Below are 18293 nucleotides of genomic sequence, written 5' to 3'. Positions count from 1 at the left end.
TATGAGTTTACGTAAGTATCTTACTAGTCGCGTTTTTTTCGGGCAATTGTTTGTAGCCATTGCTATTATTGCTGTTTTGGCCTATTTATTTATGCATTGGTTAACGTTTACAACGGATCACGGGCATGAAATTGCCGTTCCTAATTTAGCGAAATTAACGGAAGAGCAAGTTGAGGAGAAGTTAGATGATTTAGACCTAGATTATGTTCTTTTGGATAGTGTAGATTATAGAGACGATTACCCAAAGTTTAGTGTAGTAGAGCAAGACCCTTTGCCAGGAACTAAAGTTAAGGTAGGAAGAAAAGTATATATCAAAATTAATTCTTCTGGTTTTTCTTCCATCCGAATTCCAAATTTGATTGAGAAGACGTATCGCGAGGCTGTGCCTACTTTGAAAGCACTAGGATTAGAAGCTGGAACGGTTACTTATATACCAAATTTAGCTAAAGATATGGTTCTTGAGATGCGCTTTAAAGGTAGAAATCTAAAAGCTGGCGACCGTGTTTTAAAAGCTTCTAAAATTGATTTGGTATTAGGAGATGGTAAAGCCACTTATGAAGATGAAGCGGCCAAAGACAGTTTACAAGCTCCTGCAGTAGAATCAGAAACTCCTGTGAATGAACAATAATATCGAGACCTTAGATTTAGAAGACGAGTTATTTGAGCACTATCGTTTTGAGGTTCCCAAAGGGCAAGCCATTTTGAGAATCGATAAGTATTTGATGAACTTGATTCAGAATGCTACCCGAAATAAAATTCAGAATGCCGCTACGGATGGGAATATTTTTGTAAATGATATTCCAGTAAAATCCAATTACAAAGTCAAGCCTTTTGATGTAATAACGGTGATGTTGTCACATCCGCCATTTGAGAATCATATTCTTCCAGAAGATCTTCCAATAAATATTGTATATGAAGATGCGGCTTTATTGTTGGTTAACAAAGATCCTGGAATGGTGGTACATCCAGGACATGGTAATTACACAGGAACTTTAGTGAATGCTTTAGCACATCATTTTGATAATCTACCGATGAACAGTAGCGAGCGCCCTGGATTGGTGCATCGCATTGATAAAGACACTTCAGGATTATTAGTAGTTGCAAAAACGGAAGCAGCTATGACACATTTGGCCAAACAATTTGAAGCCAAAACTACAGAACGTGAATATATTGCTTTGGTTTGGGGAAATGTCGTAGCTGAAAGTGGAACTATAGAAGGGAACCTAGCACGACACTTAAAAGATAGAATGCAAATGGCTGTTTTTGATGACCCAGAAATTGGAAAACCAGCTATTACCCATTATAAAGTGTTAGAGCGTTTTGGTTACGTTACTTTGATTTCTTGTCAGTTAGAAACAGGTCGTACCCACCAGATTAGAGCACATATGAAACATATTGGTCATCCGTTGTTTAATGATGAACGTTATGGAGGGCATTTGATACTAAAAGGGACAACGTTTACAAAATACAAGCAGTTTATAGAAAATTGCTTTAAAGCCTTGCCGAGACAAGCTTTGCATGCTAAAACCTTAGGTTTTGTTCATCCAACGACTGGAGAAATGATGCGTTTCGACACGGAAATTCCTGCTGATTTTCGGGATTGTATTGATAGATGGCGCAATTATTGCAAAACCCACGTAACCGACGAAGAATAGCAAATAAAAAAGGACTTGTATTTAAATGACAAGTCCTTTTATTTTAGAGAGGTATTTTTTCTATTAAAATGCTATTTTGATGGCAATCAAAATAGGTACAAGTTTTTTCGATGATGTTTACGGTCCATTGTGCGATTCCGCATTGAGCAGCTTGTTTGCAAAAAGTCAAATAATCGGTTTGACCTTCTTGATGCATTACTAAAAACTCTATAAATCTTTCTTTATTTGCTGAATTAGCTATTGCCAGAGTATCATAAGTTTCTGTAGCAGTTGTTCTGTAGTTGTCACTGCCAAAATATTCTACGTGACCATCGGTAACAAAAGTGTCGTAACCAATGACCCTCAAGTTGATTAAATCTTGAATGTATTTTGGGAAATCAGCACCTGATTTTACTTTATTATGTGCTTCTTTAATCTGAGCGATTGTAAACATAGATATTGATGTTTAAAGTGAAATAAAATCGGAAGTTTTTGGAAACGAATTCAATGCATCAACAACAATTTGAGGAGTCGGTTGGGCTAATTTTCTTAATTTGGTATCCATCCAAGCACCATCTACAGTTATGGTAGCACACAAAACTTCGTCACGGTAAAATTCATGTACGATAGACCAACGCGAAGCATCAGGCTTCATTTTTGCAATTTTAGTTTGCATAATAATGGTATCCGAAAGATTGATTTCTTTTCTAAAAACACATTCTTCTCTAAACAATACAGGACCAAAATGCTCTGTTTTCATCACGCGTAAGGTTAAACCTAATTCTTCTAAAATTTCGATTCTATGTTGTGCGCCAAAATCATAATAAGCGCTGTGACGCATATGAAAATTGGGGTCTAAATCTGACCAACGAAAAGAGAGTTGTTTGCTAAATGTAGCCATAAGTATGTTTTTTATTCTTTTGTAATGAAGAGGCGAAATTACGAATATATATTGTTTTTCTGGAGAAACAATTGAATATAGCAAACCTGATTTCTATCATTCAACAAAGTTTGACTAGTTGTTTTATCTTTAAAAGGTTGGTTCTTTGAATATTGGTTTTACTAGTCTAAAATTGTGAATATCTATTTTGCAGAATAATTCCTTTTATTAGCGTGAAAATCTATCTTTGGCTCCCTAAAAAAAATCAAGATGAGCACAATTTGGTACGAATGCAAAGTAAAGTACAGAAAAACCGATGAAACTGGCGGACAGAAGATTACCACCGAACCTTATTTGGTAGATGCCTTATCCTATACCGAGGCTGAAAAACGAATCAATGAAGAAATGGCGGCTTACATCAGTGAAGAGTTCAAGATTACCAACATAAAAGTGGGCAATTATGCCGAAATTCATCCTTTTGAAAATGCTGATCGCTGGTTCAAATCCAAAGTGTCTTTATTAGCTTTTGATGAAGAAAGTGGCAAGGAGCGCAAGACCAATATGTATCTTTTGGTACAAGCTAATGATGTAAAAGAAGCATTTGATAATACGACTATCGCCATGAAAAACACCATGGGGGAATATACGATTCCTGCTATATCCGAATCTCCTATTATGGATGTTTTTCCTTATTTTAGTGGAGAAGAGGACGAGACGGAAGCGTTGGAACGTTTTAATGCCTTAAAAGCATCTACAGCGCCTAAATTCGATACCGATACTTACGAAACCGAAGCGCTAAAAGCAGAATTACTTCAAGAAATAGAATAATTTTTTCCAGCTTCAAATAATCAAAAAGCCTGCAAAAACTTTCTCTTTGCAGGCTTTTTGATATTTTATAAAACAGAACCTATTTATCGATAGATCCCAAAACACGCTTCATAAATGTGTTCAAAGCTTCTTTCTTATCAGTACCCGTTTTCACCATTTTATGTACTTCCAAAGCGCCATACATATTCGAAATCAATTCGCCAATCACATCCAACTCTTCGTCTTTTAAAGAAGGAACTTCTGTAAGTGCTTCTAAAACTTCTATAGTTTCAATGATGTAATCTTGGTCGTTTTCTTCTATAAATTGAGTCAGGTGTTTGATAACAGGTAATTTCATTGGAATAAATGTATATAGATTGGAAATAATTGTAAGTGGGAGTAATTCGTTTTCTTAAGCGATTTCTTTTACTAAATCGGCTAAAACTTCTGCTTTATTAGTTTGTGTTTCGTTAACTAATTTTCCTCCAACAAACGTAGCAAAAGTAGGTAGGTTACTCACATTAGCTAGCTTTCTAGATTCAGGTGAATTTTCAGCATCCACCAAAACAAACGTTAGATTTTCGTTTTCAGTGGCCATTTTTTTGAATTTTGGCTTCATAATTCTACAATTACCACACCAAGAAGCCGAATATTGAACCACTACTTTTTCGTTTTGTGCAACCAAAGCACCCAACGTATCTTCGTTTAATTCGATTAACATAATTTAAATTTTAAAATTCATTTTTTAAAATCCCAAATTCCAATTTTTGATAGTCCTAAAACGAACTACATTGGAATTTGGAATTTAAAATTTGGAACTTGTTATTAGTTTAAGCTTAAGTATTCAGCAGTACTTTTTCTGTCAGCATTCATTGCTTCTTTACCAGCTTCCCAGTTAGCAGGACAAACTTCACCTTTTACTTGAATGTGAGTGTAAGCATCTACCATACGCAAGTATTCGTTTACGTTACGACCTAATGGCATATCGTTAACACTTTCGTGGAAAATTTTTCCAGTTTCGTCAATCAAATAAGTAGCTCTGTAAGTTACGTTAGAACCTTCAAGAATTACAGAATCAGTTTCTTCGCTGTAGCTAGTAGATTCGATATCCAAAATACCTAAAATGTTAGCCAAGTTTCTGTTAGTATCAGCCAAGATTGGATACGTTACTCCCTCGATACCACCATTGTTTTTTGGTGTGTTCAACCAAGCAAAGTGTACTTCGTTAGTATCGCAAGAAGCACCAATTACAATTGTATTTCTTTTTTCAAATTCTGGTAAAGCGGCTTGAAAAGCGTGTAATTCAGTTGGACATACAAAAGTGAAATCTTTTGGGTACCAGAACAACAATACTTTTTTATTGTTGTTTACTGCTTCTTCAAAAATGTTGATTTTCAAATTATCTCCCATTTCAGAGATAGCATCAACCGCAATACTTGGAAATTTTTTACCTACTAATGACATAATGATTATGATTTAAAATTTTGTTTATTTCTGTTCGGCAAAGGTAATTAGTAAGTGTCCGAGTTGCTCAAAGTTTTAATTATAATTAACTATAATCGAATAGGAGTTGCTTATTTTGTAAAAAAATAACAGTTTTTAACGAAAACGTTGTAGATAATTTAAAATATTGATAACTAGTGGTTTGTAGGTCTATTTTGGCTAATTTTTAGGAGCAGGAAACTTTAGGCTTTTATGGAAACAAAGTCCCGCTCTCCGCTATATCTTGCTTGCCGAACCCCGGCAATCAAGGATGCCGCTCCCATCGGGGCTAAAAAGCAGCAATGGGCTTTCTTGTGAGCATTAGTCAAAAAAAAACGATAGTTAATTAACTATCGTTTCTAAATTTTTTTACATTAAGTTATTTCAAAAGCAAAGTAACAGGCAAAGTTCCTTCGTATGCTTGGTTCAAGGTTATTTTTTGAGCGGCAACTTCTTGAAATTCCTTAAGGTCTTGGTACGCTACGACAACAATTTTGGCAGCCAAAATATTCGGAAGCACTTGTAGCGCATACGGATTTCCAAACAAATGCAAGACCACTTTTTTAGTCAATACCACTTCACTTAGCCAAGTAATAATCGCATCTTCAATTTCAAAATTTGCTAAAGGTTTGGCTTTTGGTACAAATAAAGCAATCATCAAAGTGTCATATTTGTCCATTGCTTGTAGTTTTTCTTCCAGATTTTCTTCTCCCAGCGCAATCGAAAAAGAGTCTCCCTGAATCGTATTTTCTAATCCTTCAAAAAATGGATTGTCACTTTCTCTATATACACTCACTTTTGCTACACGTCCACCATTGCTGACAAAATCAGATATAGAAGAGGTGCTGTCTTTTTTGACCAAAGTAATCGCTTTTTCAGCACATTTTTGGTTGATTACAGCTGTAGATTTCCAGTCTAAATCAGTGGCTTCAAATTTGCTATCGGTAATCAAACCAGCTTGTACTTTGCATTTCCAAATACGTTCAAAACTAGCTTCAATTCTAGAAATATCAGCTCTTTTTAAAATTTCCTGAATCCCTTCGGGCACATTTTCTGCAAAGCACAATACATCGTTTCCAGCATTAAAAGCTTCCCATTCCAATATGCCTTTAGTTGGGTATAGTTTGGAAACACTATGCATATTCAAAGCATCCGAAATGACCAGACCATCGTATCCCAATCGTTCTCTAAGCAAACCTTCAATCACTGCTTTTGAGAGTGTTGCCGAGGTATTTGCTCCATTGTTCAGAGCAGGAACCGCCAAATGGCCAATCATTATGGAGTCGACTTTGTTTTCAATTCCTTTAATAAAAGGAACTAATTCATTAGACAGTAACTCGTCTAAGTTTTCATTTAGAACAGGTAATCCCAAATGAGAATCGACATTGGTATTACCGTGACCTGGGAAGTGTTTTAAGCACCCCAAAATCCCAGCAGCTGTCATTCCTTTCAAATACTCCAAAGCAAAGGTGCCGACTTTGTTTTTGTCTTCTCCAAAAGAACGATATCCAATTACAGGATTGTTTGGGTCAGTATTAATGTCAGCCAAAGGAGCTAAGTTGTAATGAATACCAGCCGATTGTAAGTCCTTTCCGATTTGTTTTCCTATTTCATACACCAATTCTTTATCTGCTACAGGAACAGCTCCAAGTGTAATGGCATAAGGATATTGAGGTGTTTTTTCAACGCGCATTGCCAAACCCCATTCGGCATCTATACTCATCAATAGCGGAGTTTTAGCTACTTTTTGGTAACGAACAATTAAGGCTTTTAATCGCTCGTAACTCTCATCATTGAATTCAATTTTTTTGTTGCCTTCATAGTTGGTAGCCGCACTAGCTCGACTGTGAAAAAATGTCAAGCCACCAATATTGTATTCACGAATTAAATGTTCTGTTGCCTGAATGTTTTCCTCGCTATCGTTAATAAATACAGCGGGAAAAAAGAATTGTCCTATTTTTTGTTCGGTTGTCATACCTTGTATTACTATTTTTCTGTTTCTTTTTTTCCAAAATCATAAGGAAAAATCAAAAATCGAGATAAAATAATCCCTGGAATTGTTGCTAAAAATACCCAAATAAAGAAGTTACCATAGCCCAAATACTCTTGAATATAACCACTTGCCATTCCGGGAAGCATCATTCCTAAAGCCATAAATCCAGTGGCAATAGAGTAGTGGGAGGTTTTGGATTCTCCTTCGGCTACGTAAATTAAATACATTAAGAAAGCCGCAAAACCAAAGCCATATCCAAACTGCTCCAAAACTACAGTGATGTAAATATAAAGTACAGAGCTAGGATGAAAATGGGCTAAAAGAACAAACCCAATAATTGGCAAATGCATCGTTAAAATCATAGGGAGCATCCATTTTCCTAAACCGTCTCTTGAGATGACGATTCCGCCAATGATTCCACCAATAACTAGAGCGGCGACCCCAAAGGTTCCGTAAATAATTCCAACATCTTCGGTACTTAATCCCATTCCGCCTTTGGTTATATCATCAATTAAAAAGGGAGAAAGCATCTTCATCAATTGTGATTCTCCTAGGCGATAAACCAATATGAAAGTAAGAATCAATCCTATTTGTTTCTTTTGAAAAAAAGTAGCAAATACTTCGGTAAAGCTTACTTTATGATTGGCATTACTTTTTATGTATTCCTGTTCAATTTCTGGGTTTGGTGTCATAAAAAAGTTGTAGACCGTGATGAAAATCATAATCAAAGCCACCACGAGCATAGTATACGACCAAGCTTTGCTTTTGTCACCGTATTTTTCTTCTAAGAATCCAGCCAAAAGTACAATTACACCATTGGCAGTAAGCATCGATAAACGGTAAAAAGTACTGCGAATCCCTAAGAAAAAAGATTGTTTGTCTTTGGTTAACGCTAATAAATAGAATCCATCAATAGCCACATCATTAGAAGCAGACGCAAAAGCACCCACCCAAAATAAAGCCAAACTCAATACAAAAAAATGTTGCATCGGAATGGTTAATCCAACGATTAAAAAAGCAATCGAAATGACCAATTGCATCGCCAAAAACCATTTTCTTTTGGTTGCGTGTAAATCAATGAAAGGACTCCAAAGCGGTTTGATAACCCAAGGCAAGTAGAGTAAACTAGTGTACATACCAATATCTTCATTGCTGATGCCTAAATTTTTGTACATCAAAACAGATACAGATATGATTATGGCATACGGAAAACCTGATGCAAAATTCAAAAGTGGTATCCAATACCAAGGATTTTTTTCTGATTTCATAGGATGGTAGAAAAGGTTGGGTTAGTCTTCTTTGGGTAAATCAATGATGATTTCTTTACTTTCATTACCATAAAAGTCGATGAAAGTAAGGGCGAAAGCTTTGTTTTTATCTACATCGCTTAGCGGAATACTAAAATTGATTATCGTTGCTTTTGGGTCGACAAAATATTTCTTCATAATTTGACTAGCGTCTTGAAGGTCGATTTTGGAATCTCTTTTGGCACCATATACCACTACATAACGAATTTTGGTATTCAAAGGCATTTGTAAAGTAAAAGTGCAATTGACCGAATCGATTTCAATTTTATTAACTACAGGTGTATCTATTACGACGTGTTTTGAATTGGGAACAGGCAACGGAATTGCAGGATATTTATACTGATGATTTTGTATTAATTGTGTCACGTCTTGATGATTATTGATAAACCATTTAGCGCTATAAAAAGCATTTCCTTGCACATTAGCATAGCTTCGGGTCAAGTCAATTTGATTGGGAATTTCATGAATGTTGTTCCACTTTTTATCCGAATCACCTTTGATTTTGTAGGTGCTGTTGCCCATATAGAGATTAACACCATTGGTGTTTTCTGACCACCATTTTAGTAGTTTGGCATATGAAGCCGTTTTGTGGTCTATGCTCCAATACAATTGAGGCAATAGATAATCTATCCATTTATTTTGCATCCAAAGAATAGGGTCGGCATACAAATCATCATAATTGGTTTGTCCTGATTGTGTATCTGAACCTTTAGGGTCCATCGATTTGTTTCTCCAAACACCAAATGGGCTAATGCCAAATTGCACCCAAGGTTTGTGATTCTTAATGGCAGAGTGAATGCTTTTTACAAATGTAGTTACATTGTTTCTACGCCAATCTTCGAGATTCATTCCATTGCCGTATTTTTTGAAAGAATCAGCATCGTTAAATTCTTCTCCTTTAATTTTATAAGGATAAAAGTAATCATCAAAATGGATGGCATCAATATCATATTTCATTACAACTTCTTCTACCACTTTTACTAAATGATTTTGAACTTCTGGTAATGCAGGGTTATAATACATTTTTCCACCATAAGTAATCATCCATTGTGGATATTTGAAAATATCGTGATTAGGGCTAAGTTGCGCTTTATTCAAGTCGAAAGTGGCACGATAGGGATTAAGCCAAGCGTGGAATTCAAATCCCCTCTTGTGGGCTTCTTCAATCATCCATTCCAAAGCATCGTAATAAGGAGTGGGTGCTTTTCCTTCTTTTCCAGTCAAAAAACGAGACCAAGGCGCTAATTCTGAAGGATAGAAGGCATCTCCCACGCTTCGAATTTGAACGATAACTGCATTGTAATTGAGCTTTTGATAGGTATCGAGAATTTGTAAATAGTCTGCTTTCTGTTTAGCAACGGAGTCATTGCTTTTTTTAGGCCAGTCAATATTTACGACAGTAGCAATCCAAACACCTCTAAATTCATTTTTAGGATAATGGTCTTTTTTTTGAGCAATTCCATTAGTAATGATAGATAGTAATAAAATAAATAGAAGAAGTAATACTTTATTTTTGGTCATTATTTTTTCGTTTATAATGCATTCAAAAATAGTTTTTTTACATTAGAAAAAAGGATTATTATTCAATAAATTCTTTTAAATGTTGATTGATTAGTTGAAGGAAAGGCTTTTTTGAAATGATCTTTTTCTATTTTTAAGTGGGGAAATGAAAAAGTAAAACCTCATTCAACTTTTTTCTGAATGAGGTTTTATTTTGGGCAAAAAGGTTGAAATCCATTTTCTTTTTTGGGGCCTATCTTCCAATTTTATATACAAGTTTAAAATAGTTGCTACCAATTATTGGAATTCCATTAGCGCTTTTTTTATCTTTTGTACTAGCACTTCCATACATAGCACAAAGGTCGACTCTTGGAAGGGCATTAAAAAGATACTCTATAGCAATTGAATCAGAGATATGAATACGATAGGCAAGATTAGCGCCCACGGTTAAATGTGAACTTTTTTGTTCTGTAGAAATTCCTCCTCCCCATTTTCCCCATCTATTGATTAATGTAGGCTCGATAGATGGAATTATAGTTGATTTAATATTCATAGCACCAATTCTGGCATATAGTGGAATGTGATACCCAAAACCAATAGTGTTTTTACTATACTGAATCATAGAAAAACGTTCATATCCTACATTAATTTCAAAATTTTTCGAAACCATTGCAAATTGTAGTAGATAGTTCAAAGCACTTTCGTTATTTGTAGGATCACTTCCAGATATTAAATTTCTGGCATCTAAAGCGCCTGAGAATGAAAGGTAGTTTTCTTTATCGCTTTGAGCAAAAGCGATAGTGCTAACGAGTAATAGAAATAATGTTTTCATGGTTTTTTGGTTTTAAGTTGTAGTTTTAGTTTCAGGTCATCTTTTTTTATTTTATATCATTTACTTAGAATAATTTTTTATGTTGTGATTGAGTTCTTAAGTAAAAGAACCTAGTTCTTTTGTAGCTTGTTGATCTAAATCTCTTGAGATTCTTTGATTAGTACAATAATTCATGATTCCCTTCGTTTTTGTTAAAATATTGGTAATGAATTGATCCGTTCTAATGTGTTATATAAGTGCTAATCTAATTTTATGCGACATTGAAAACATGATGTCTTTCAATGCTATGTGAATATTTGTACTTTCATTTCTTTTCAAATCGTTGAACTGTTGTAAGCTTAAATCTTCCTTTTCTGTTTGTAATTCAATAAGAGATTTTCTTATTTGATCGATTTCAGAAATTAGCTTTTTCTTGATATTTATAGAGTTATAGTTGTTTGCTAAAACTTCTGTAAATTGATTAGTGTTTTTGGATTTGAAAAATAATACTTGAAACTATTGCTCTCTTTTGGATTATTCTTTCCGCTAGATTTAATTTATAAAACAAATAATTCAGGTATAGAATAGAGGTGATAACGTACTAACAACCTTGTATTAATGGTTAATTTAAATTGTTAGTTATAAAAATAGTCGTCACTATTTTTTTGGTTCGAGATGTTTGAGCTATTTGCCTTAACATTTAACCTTGATTTTGTGGTATTTTGTTATATTAAATTTACGAAATGGATATGGCTTGTATTTAAAATCTTGCTTAAGATTTATTAAGTTGTTAAAATTTAACTTTTTTTGTAGTAAAAGTCATTTTAAACGTGCTTTTTTTCTTTATTTTTCATAAAGATTTTATAGTTAATTTCTTGCGTACTAGTACTTTACAAAAGAATAAGAGACGATTTTAATTAAATAAAAAGGTCTCTGATGAAGTGCTATGTTTTGTGTTTAAGTGCTTTATGCTAAACTTAAAAAGGAAAAGAGATTTTTCCCATACTAATTTCAGGGATACTGTTATTTTTTTTAGAATTGTTTGATTTTCCTGAAATGGTTTCATTTGCTAGGACAGCAAATAAGATGGCTTCTTTAGCGTCCCCATCAATTCCTAGTGAAGTTGTTGATGTAATGGGGAATGGCAGTAATTCTTTTAGGTGTTGAATCAATAACGGATTATGAATGCCGCCGCCGGAGATATAAATTGTAGTTGCTTCGTTTTTGTTAATGCTGGTTTGGGTAACTTCAAGAATCGCTTCAGCTATCGTTTCGGCACTAAATCGGGTTAATGTTGCTAAGACATCTTCAACTTTAAGGTTTAAGTTGTTGGATGCTTGCAGTGCATTTTCTAAATAAGCTTTATTAAACAATTCGGGACCTGTACTTTTAGGAAAAGAGGTGGTAAAAAAGGAATTGTTTTTTAATACCTTAAGTAAGTTGAGGTTTACGGCTCCTTTTTTTGCAATGGCCGCATCTATATCATATGCTAAGTCGGGAAAATGTTGTCGGGTGTAGGCATCCATTAAAGTATTGCCTGTTCCCGTGTCAGTAACAAAAATAGAATCAAATGAGCTAGATTTTGGTATCAATGTAAAATTGGCAATCCCACCAATGTTGAGTAAAATTCTATTCTCAGTGGAAGAATGAAACAAAAAGTAATCACCATAAACGGCTAATGGCGCACCTTCACCTCCTGCAGCCAAATGTTTTTGTCGAAAATCAGAAATCGTGATACATTGTGTAGTAACGGACAAATGATCTCCATCGCCAATCTGTAGCGTTGCATTAGGAAAGTTGTCTTGTTGGTGTAAGCTTTTAGGTGCGTGCATAACCGTTTGTCCATGCGAAGCGATCAAATCGACATCGGCAGAGGTGAGTTGCCATTGGTGTAAACAATCCAAAACTATTTTTCCGTGTAATAGTCCAATCCATTCATTCAGTAAAGCTAGGTGTTGAAAGTCAATATTTTGTTGAGCAAAAACCTTTCTAATAGCTCCTTTTGTTTCATCATCATAAGGTATGGTTACAAAGTGTACTAAAGTTACTTTAGTGTTAGTTCCTGAACCTGCAATTTTGCAATATGCTACGTCCAATCCGTCAAGTGAGGTTCCTGACATCAATCCAATGATATTTTTTTCAGTTTTTTGTGCAATACTAAATAGTGATTGAAGATTTGGATTCATGATGTAGTGTTAATGAATTGTTCTGTTTCAAAAGTACTATAAAATTGATTCTCGTAAAAGAAGGTGCCGTTTTCAAATTGACGCTTTTATTTTTTTTAAGAAAAATAGTCATGAACTAAACGTTCTGTTCTAAATTATAGTTGATTTTAATACGTTTTTTTGAATAACAAAAGGTTGGGAGTCGAGTGCTTTGAACAAAAAAATACGTTATTGTTTTCTTTTTCTCAAAAAAATATCAGATTGTAAGCTTGATATTAAGGATATTACTAATTTTATGCTTTATGTGAATTAAATTTTAGTAAATTATAATCATAAAATTATTAATTTTTTCTTGTATGTTTGTTTTATGTATATATTTGACTTTTTTAACACGATAAAAAAGAATTATTTGTTTTAATGGTGGTTTTTAAAGATAAAACTAGTTTTTAGGCGAGTTGTTTTTAATTTTTATGATACAATAATTTAATTTTTAGTTTTAAAAGCATTTATTTGCAAAGCATACATTAACTAACCATTACCGATAAAATTTAAAAAATGGCATTAAAAGGTTTATTTAGGAAAAAGACTGTTCAAGACATTTTAAAGCAAGTTGAGAAAAATAATTTAGAGGGACATGAAGCTCTAGGGAAGCACTTAACCGCTCGTGATTTAACCGCTTTTGGGATAGCGGCCATTGTAGGAGCAGGAATTTTTAGTACTATTGGAAAAGCCAGTGCAGATGGTGGTCCGGCAGTTATTTTCTTGTTTTTGTTTACAGCTGTAGCTTGTAGTTTTGCCGCTTTTGCTTATGCTGAATTTGCTTCAATGGTGCCTGTGTCAGGGAGTGCTTACACTTACTCTTATGTAGCTTTTGGTGAACTCATCGCATGGATTATTGGTTGGGCCTTAATCATGGAATATGCCGTAGGAAATATTACTGTAGCAATATCATGGAGTGATTATTTTACGGGTTTACTTCAGAGTGGAGGTATTACTTTACCACAATGGGTACAAATGGATTATTTAACGGCTTCTAATGGATTCAAAGATGCGACGGCTTTAATGCAAGGAGGAAAATCTTTCGAGAACTTATCGGCAGCTACCCAAGCAGCATACACAGCATGGACAACTTCTCCCACTATCGGTTCTTTTCATTTAGTTGCCGATTTACCTGCGTTATTAATTATTATTTTGATTACGGCTTTAGTGTATCGTGGCATGAAAGAGTCTAGAAATGCTAGTAATCTAATGGTTGCCATAAAAGTTTGTGTTGTATTATTAGTGATAGCAGTAGGGATTTTTTATGTAGATACAGCCAATTGGTCTCCTTTCGCACCCAATGGTGTTTCTGGAGTATTAAAAGGAGTTTCGGCAGTGTTTTTTGCTTATATTGGTTTTGATGCGATTTCGACCACAGCAGAAGAATGCAAGGATCCGCAACGCGATTTACCAAAAGGAATGATGTGGGCTATTATCATTTGTACACTTTTATATATAGCAATTGCTTTGGTTTTGACAGGAATGGTTAGCTATAACCAATTGAACGTGGGTGATCCATTAGCTTTTGTTTTTGAAAAATTAGATTTAAAATGGTTGTCTGGAATTATTGCAGTTTCAGCAGTTGTTGCTATGGCTAGTGTGTTATTAGTTTTCCAAATGGGACAACCTCGTATTTGGATGAGTATGAGTAGAGATGGTTTGTTACCAAAGAAATTTTCTACAGTACATCCTAAATTCAAAACGCCTTCCTTCGCGACGATCGTTACTGGTTTTGTAGTGGCTGTACCAGCATTATTCTTAAACTTAACCATGGTAACCGATTTATGTAGTATTGGTACCTTGTTTGCTTTTGTTTTGGTTTGTGCAGGCGTGTTGTCATTGCAAAATAAAACAGATATTCCACGAGGGAAATTCAAAACACCTTATGTGAATTCAAAATTTATCATGCCTATTCTATTGATTGTAGGATTAGTTTTTGCTTTTGGATTTAATGAAAAAGCGACTATGGATTTCATTACTAATAAAACTCAAGTAAATGAACCTTCTTCCATTGTGACTTCATTAAATCAAGAAGAAACACAAAAGGTTTCTGAGTATTTAGTAGCTTTAGAAGGAGCAGCTTCTTCAGATTTAGAAAGTTTGTTGAGTAAACATGCTGAAGATGAGGTAAAATACGCAGAAGTTGTAGCTGGATTGCCAGTTTCAGATGCGATTAAATATGAAAGTGGTTTTAATTTGTTCAAACATAAAATCCCAATGTGGATTTTCTTATTCTCCTTAATTGGATTATGTGTATGGGCTTACAAACAAAATTTATCATTGATTCCGTTGTTAGGCTTAATTTGTTGTCTATACATGATGGCAGAGTTAAGTGTATGGAACTGGATTTATTTTGGCGTATGGTTATTGATCGGTTTGGTGATTTATTTTAGCTTTAGCCGAAAAAATAGTAAACTAAATACAAAAACAGTATAAAACGAAGACATAATCAACTAACCTCTTAGTGCAAACTAAGAGGTTTTTTCATGCCTTCATTTGAGAGTTTTACTAAGATGTATTGTGTTGATTTTCTTTTATTTGTATTTAATTTAATATCTTTATACATAATGTTTTACACTTTTAAAATAGTTTTTATCTATTGAAATTAAAAAACCAACAGGTAAAACTATGGTAAATTAGCAATCATTAAGATATCAATTTAAATAATCATACTATGGAAAGTAACAGTAATTCTTCTAGCGGAAGTGGTAAATGTCCGTTTTCTAGCGGTGCGCTAACTCAAAGTGCAAGCACAGGTGCAAGCAATCAAGATTGGTGGCCTAAATCTCTCAACTTGGATATTCTTCATCAACACGATAACAAAACCAATCCTTTAGGAGCGTCTTTTAATTATGCCGAAGAATTTAAAAAATTAGATTTAGATGCATTAAAAAATGATTTAAAAGCTTTTATGACCGAAAGTCAAGAGTGGTGGCCTGCTGATTGGGGACATTATGGTGGTTTGATGATTAGAATGGCGTGGCATTCTGCTGGTACGTACAGAATTGCAGATGGTCGTGGGGGTGCAGGAACAGGAAACATCCGTTTTGCTCCGTTAAACAGTTGGCCTGATAATGGGAATTTGGATAAAGCCAGAAGATTATTGTGGCCGATTAAAAAGAAATATGGTAACAAAATTTCATGGGCTGATTTGATGATTTTAGCGGGGAATATGGCCTATGAATCAATGGGACTCAAAACATTTGGTTTTTCGGGAGGTCGTGAAGATATTTGGCATCCAGAGAAAGATGTGTATTGGGGAGCAGAAAAAGAATGGTTAGCCAAAAGCGGCAGTGAAGGCAGCAGATATTCTGGAGAAAGAAATTTAGAAAATCCTTTAGCTGCTGTTATGATGGGGTTAATTTATGTAAACCCTGAAGGGGTAGACGGGCAACCTGATCCTTTAAAAACAGCTCACGATGTTCGTATTACTTTCCAGCGAATGGCAATGAACGATGAAGAAACGGTAGCATTAACTGCTGGTGGACATACCGTAGGAAAAGCTCATGGGAATGGTGATGCTTCAAAATTAGGGCCAGAACCAGAAGGCGGAGCCATTGAAAACCAAGGTTTAGGATGGCTAAACCCTAAAGGAAATGGAAATGCTGGTGATACCGTAACTAGTGGTTTGGAAGGATCATGGACCACTCATCCAACGCGTTGGGATAACGAATATTTTGATTTGTTATTGAATCATGATTGGGCGTTAACCAAAAGTCCTGCGGGCGCTTGGCAATGGGAACCGACCAACATCAAAGAAGAAGATAAACCTATAGACGCACACAATCCATCTGTACGAAGAAATCCAATCATGACTGACGCTGATATGGCTATGAAAATGGATCCAGCTTACCGAGCGATTTCAGAGCGTTTTTATAAAGATCCAGCATATTTCTCGGATGTGTTTGCTAGAGCTTGGTTCAAATTAACACACCGTGATTTAGGACCAAAAGAACGCTATTTGGGAGCCGATGTGCCACAAGAAGATTTGATTTGGCAAGATCCTGTTCCAAAAGTGGAGTACACCTTATCTGATGCTGAAATCGAAGAACTAAAAGCTACGTTATTAAACAGCGGATTGAATAGAGCAGAACTAATCAACACCGCTTGGGATAGTGCAAGAACGTTCAGAGGTTCTGATTTTAGAGGTGGAGCCAATGGAGCACGAATCCGATTAGCACCACAAAAAGAGTGGCAAGCCAACGAACCAGAAAGATTGCAAAAGGTAATCGCCAAACTTACCGAAATTCAGGCAGGTTTGTCTAAAAAAGTAAGTCTTGCAGATTTGATTGTTTTGGGAGGAAGTGCAGCCATAGAAAAAGCGGCACAAGAAGGCGGATTCAATGTAAAAGTACCTTTCCATGCGGGTAGAGGAGATGCTTCACAAGAAATGACCGATGTAGAATCGTTTGAAGTTTTAGAACCGACTAATGATGCTTTCAGAAACTTCATGAAGGCAAAATATGTGGTACAACCTGAAGAATTAATGCTTGACAAAGCCCAACTTCTAGGATTAACAGCGGCAGAAATGACGGTTTTACTAGGCGGGATGCGTGTTTTGGGTACGAATTATGGCGGAACCAAACACGGGGTATTCACCAACAATGAAGGTGTGCTAAGCAATGATTTCTTTGTTAACCTCACCGATATGAACTACAGTTGGAAACCCGAAGGCGATAACTTGTACCACATTGTGGATAAAAAATCTGGGGCGACCAAATGGACAGCTACTAGAGTTGATTTGGTATTTGGTTCTAATTCCGTTTTAAGAGCTTATGCTGAGGTATATGCACAAGACGACAACAAAGAAAAATTTGTTACAGACTTTATTAACGTTTGGAGCAAAGTGATGAACGCTGATCGTTTTGATTTAGTGTAAATTCATTTTTATTAGTATAAAGAAAAGTGGGCTTGTAGGCCCACTTTTTGTTTTTGTTTATGATTCTTCTAGTGTTTTTTTCAATCGCTGAAATTCTTCTGTATTGATTGCTCCAGAAGCCAATCTTTTTTTAAGTATTTCCAAAGGCGTATTTGATTTTGTTCTTTGTCCTGGAATAGCGTATGGTGTAGCAAATATCCAAATCAGAAAAACAAACCAAATCAGCCACCAAAAAAAGTGCATTCCCTAAAAATTATAGTTTTCGTAGTACATAATTTAATTTTTTAAGTGAGATCGTAAAAACCAAGCCATTTTTTCGTGTGCTTCCATTAATCCAGTTATAAAATCACTAGTACCCAAATCATGGAATTCATTCGCAAAAGATTTGATATGCTCTCTCAAAATGATGATGATACTTTCGTGATCGGTTAAAAGTTCTTTAATGAATCCTAGACTATCATTTTGTGATCGATCTTGTTCCGAAAGATGTGTTAATGATAGATAGGACTTTAGAGTAGCTGGAGGATAGTGACCAATAGAACGAATACGTTCCGCTACGCTATCAATTATTTCATCTAGTTGACCAAACTGGGTTTCAAAAAATTTGTGTTTGTCATAAAAATCGACTCCTTCTACATTCCAATGGGCATTTTTTGTTTTGATGTAAAGCACCGTTTCGTCTGCTAAAATTTTAGACAATTCATCGACAACGGCTTGTCGATGAGATTCTGATATTCCTATGGCTGTTTTCATATTGTTACTTTTTATTAAAGTGTTTTTTGATTTATCTGTTCGT

General features: G+C 35.0%; 17 protein-coding genes. 5 read left to right on the top strand and 12 right to left on the bottom strand.

The window, feature by feature from the left end:
* The first annotated feature begins 1 nt into the window (after position 1).
* Together WFZ86_RS04155 and WFZ86_RS04150 are read left to right on the top strand one after the other, a co-directional pair.
* Complete coding sequence (locus WFZ86_RS04155; protein ID WP_342690764.1) at positions 2–628, top strand: PASTA domain-containing protein; 627 nt, start codon at positions 2–4, stop codon at positions 626–628.
* Positions 618–1655: an RluA family pseudouridine synthase gene (locus WFZ86_RS04150; RefSeq protein ID WP_342690763.1), complete on the top strand. Its 1038-nt coding sequence runs from the start codon at positions 618–620 to the stop codon at positions 1653–1655. Before WFZ86_RS04155 ends, WFZ86_RS04150 begins: the two co-directional genes overlap by 11 nt.
* 43 nt (positions 1656–1698) lie before the next feature.
* Here the strand turns inward: WFZ86_RS04150 and WFZ86_RS04145 are convergent, their stop codons facing one another.
* Positions 1699–2088: a DUF1398 domain-containing protein gene (locus WFZ86_RS04145; RefSeq protein ID WP_342690762.1), complete on the bottom strand. Its 390-nt coding sequence runs from the start codon at positions 2086–2088 to the stop codon at positions 1699–1701.
* Positions 2089–2100: 12 nt separating this feature from the next.
* Positions 2101–2535: an acyl-CoA thioesterase gene (locus WFZ86_RS04140; RefSeq protein ID WP_342690761.1), complete on the bottom strand. Its 435-nt coding sequence runs from the start codon at positions 2533–2535 to the stop codon at positions 2101–2103.
* A gap of 249 nt (positions 2536–2784) precedes the next feature.
* Between WFZ86_RS04140 and WFZ86_RS04135 the strand changes: the two genes are divergently transcribed.
* Complete coding sequence (locus tag WFZ86_RS04135; RefSeq protein ID WP_342690760.1) at positions 2785–3342, top strand: DUF4494 domain-containing protein; 558 nt, start codon at positions 2785–2787, stop codon at positions 3340–3342.
* A gap of 79 nt (positions 3343–3421) precedes the next feature.
* On the opposite strand, the gene WFZ86_RS04130 is transcribed toward WFZ86_RS04135, so the two are convergent.
* The 8 genes from WFZ86_RS04130 to WFZ86_RS04095 all read right to left on the bottom strand — a co-directional run bounded on the left by WFZ86_RS04130 (position 3422) and on the right by WFZ86_RS04095 (position 12600).
* Positions 3422–3679, bottom strand: coding sequence for a DUF6952 family protein (locus WFZ86_RS04130; protein WP_159683555.1), 258 nt, complete (start codon positions 3677–3679; stop codon positions 3422–3424).
* Between the two features lie 54 nt (positions 3680–3733).
* On the bottom strand, positions 3734–4042 hold the full coding sequence (locus WFZ86_RS04125) for a thioredoxin family protein (protein WP_159683558.1): 309 nt from the start codon (positions 4040–4042) through the stop codon (positions 3734–3736).
* 104 nt (positions 4043–4146) lie between these two features.
* Entirely contained in the window at positions 4147–4785 is a 639-nt protein-coding gene (locus WFZ86_RS04120) for a peroxiredoxin (RefSeq protein ID WP_064714688.1), read from the bottom strand.
* 397 nt (positions 4786–5182) lie between these two features.
* The gene (locus WFZ86_RS04115) at positions 5183–6778 is read right to left on the bottom strand and encodes a glycoside hydrolase family 3 protein (RefSeq protein WP_342690759.1); all 1596 of its coding nucleotides are present in this window, start codon (positions 6776–6778) and stop codon (positions 5183–5185) included.
* Between the two features lie 11 nt (positions 6779–6789).
* The gene (locus tag WFZ86_RS04110) at positions 6790–8064 is read right to left on the bottom strand and encodes an MFS transporter (protein ID WP_342690758.1); all 1275 of its coding nucleotides are present in this window, start codon (positions 8062–8064) and stop codon (positions 6790–6792) included.
* Between the two features lie 21 nt (positions 8065–8085).
* Positions 8086–9624: a glycoside hydrolase family 10-like protein gene (locus tag WFZ86_RS04105; protein WP_342690757.1), complete on the bottom strand. Its 1539-nt coding sequence runs from the start codon at positions 9622–9624 to the stop codon at positions 8086–8088.
* A gap of 232 nt (positions 9625–9856) precedes the next feature.
* Positions 9857–10435 (bottom strand): hypothetical protein, encoded by a 579-nt coding sequence (locus WFZ86_RS04100; protein ID WP_342690756.1) that lies wholly within the window; start codon positions 10433–10435, stop codon positions 9857–9859.
* Between the two features lie 956 nt (positions 10436–11391).
* Entirely contained in the window at positions 11392–12600 is a 1209-nt protein-coding gene (locus WFZ86_RS04095) for an anhydro-N-acetylmuramic acid kinase (RefSeq protein ID WP_342690755.1), read from the bottom strand.
* A gap of 534 nt (positions 12601–13134) precedes the next feature.
* Between WFZ86_RS04095 and WFZ86_RS04090 the strand changes: the two genes are divergently transcribed.
* Together WFZ86_RS04090 and katG are read left to right on the top strand one after the other, a co-directional pair.
* Complete coding sequence (locus WFZ86_RS04090; protein ID WP_342690754.1) at positions 13135–15054, top strand: amino acid permease; 1920 nt, start codon at positions 13135–13137, stop codon at positions 15052–15054.
* A 238-nt stretch (positions 15055–15292) separates the two neighbouring features.
* Positions 15293–17497, top strand: coding sequence for a catalase/peroxidase HPI (gene katG, locus WFZ86_RS04085; RefSeq protein WP_342690753.1), 2205 nt, complete (start codon positions 15293–15295; stop codon positions 17495–17497).
* A 57-nt stretch (positions 17498–17554) separates the two neighbouring features.
* On the opposite strand, the gene WFZ86_RS04080 is transcribed toward katG, so the two are convergent.
* Both WFZ86_RS04080 and WFZ86_RS04075 read right to left on the bottom strand, forming a co-directional pair.
* Positions 17555–17740 carry an SHOCT domain-containing protein gene (locus WFZ86_RS04080; protein WP_342690752.1) on the bottom strand — a complete coding sequence of 62 codons (186 nt, stop codon included), beginning with the start codon at positions 17738–17740 and terminating at the stop codon, positions 17555–17557.
* A 33-nt stretch (positions 17741–17773) separates the two neighbouring features.
* A complete protein-coding gene (locus tag WFZ86_RS04075; RefSeq protein WP_342690751.1) occupies positions 17774–18250 on the bottom strand; it encodes a Dps family protein in 477 nt (158 codons plus the stop codon).
* Positions 18251–18293: the final 43 nt, after the last annotated feature.

The organism is Flavobacterium polysaccharolyticum (assembly GCF_038739875.1).
GTDB classification, from domain to species: Bacteria; Bacteroidota; Bacteroidia; order Flavobacteriales; family Flavobacteriaceae; genus Flavobacterium; species Flavobacterium polysaccharolyticum.
This window is presented reverse-complemented; position numbering and strand designations above follow the sequence as displayed.

Bases quoted from the DNA above. Each gene is read 5' to 3' on its own strand.
- WFZ86_RS04155 (WP_342690764.1), top strand. From the start codon at position 2: ATGAGTTTACGTAAGTATCTTACTAGTCGCGTTTTTTTCGGGCAATTG.
- WFZ86_RS04150 (WP_342690763.1), top strand. From the start codon at position 618: ATGAACAATAATATCGAGACCTTAGATTTAGAAGACGAGTTATTTGAG.
- WFZ86_RS04145 (WP_342690762.1), bottom strand. From the start codon at position 2,088: ATGTTTACAATCGCTCAGATTAAAGAAGCACATAATAAAGTAAAATCA.
- WFZ86_RS04140 (WP_342690761.1), bottom strand. From the start codon at position 2,535: ATGGCTACATTTAGCAAACAACTCTCTTTTCGTTGGTCAGATTTAGAC.
- WFZ86_RS04135 (WP_342690760.1), top strand. From the start codon at position 2,785: ATGAGCACAATTTGGTACGAATGCAAAGTAAAGTACAGAAAAACCGAT.
- WFZ86_RS04130 (WP_159683555.1), bottom strand. From the start codon at position 3,679: ATGAAATTACCTGTTATCAAACACCTGACTCAATTTATAGAAGAAAAC.
- WFZ86_RS04125 (WP_159683558.1), bottom strand. From the start codon at position 4,042: ATGTTAATCGAATTAAACGAAGATACGTTGGGTGCTTTGGTTGCACAA.
- WFZ86_RS04120 (WP_064714688.1), bottom strand. From the start codon at position 4,785: ATGTCATTAGTAGGTAAAAAATTTCCAAGTATTGCGGTTGATGCTATC.
- WFZ86_RS04115 (WP_342690759.1), bottom strand. From the start codon at position 6,778: ATGACAACCGAACAAAAAATAGGACAATTCTTTTTTCCCGCTGTATTT.
- WFZ86_RS04110 (WP_342690758.1), bottom strand. From the start codon at position 8,064: ATGAAATCAGAAAAAAATCCTTGGTATTGGATACCACTTTTGAATTTT.
- WFZ86_RS04105 (WP_342690757.1), bottom strand. From the start codon at position 9,624: ATGACCAAAAATAAAGTATTACTTCTTCTATTTATTTTATTACTATCT.
- WFZ86_RS04100 (WP_342690756.1), bottom strand. From the start codon at position 10,435: ATGAAAACATTATTTCTATTACTCGTTAGCACTATCGCTTTTGCTCAA.
- WFZ86_RS04095 (WP_342690755.1), bottom strand. From the start codon at position 12,600: ATGAATCCAAATCTTCAATCACTATTTAGTATTGCACAAAAAACTGAA.
- WFZ86_RS04090 (WP_342690754.1), top strand. From the start codon at position 13,135: ATGGCATTAAAAGGTTTATTTAGGAAAAAGACTGTTCAAGACATTTTA.
- katG (WP_342690753.1), top strand. From the start codon at position 15,293: ATGGAAAGTAACAGTAATTCTTCTAGCGGAAGTGGTAAATGTCCGTTT.
- WFZ86_RS04080 (WP_342690752.1), bottom strand. From the start codon at position 17,740: ATGCACTTTTTTTGGTGGCTGATTTGGTTTGTTTTTCTGATTTGGATA.
- WFZ86_RS04075 (WP_342690751.1), bottom strand. From the start codon at position 18,250: ATGAAAACAGCCATAGGAATATCAGAATCTCATCGACAAGCCGTTGTC.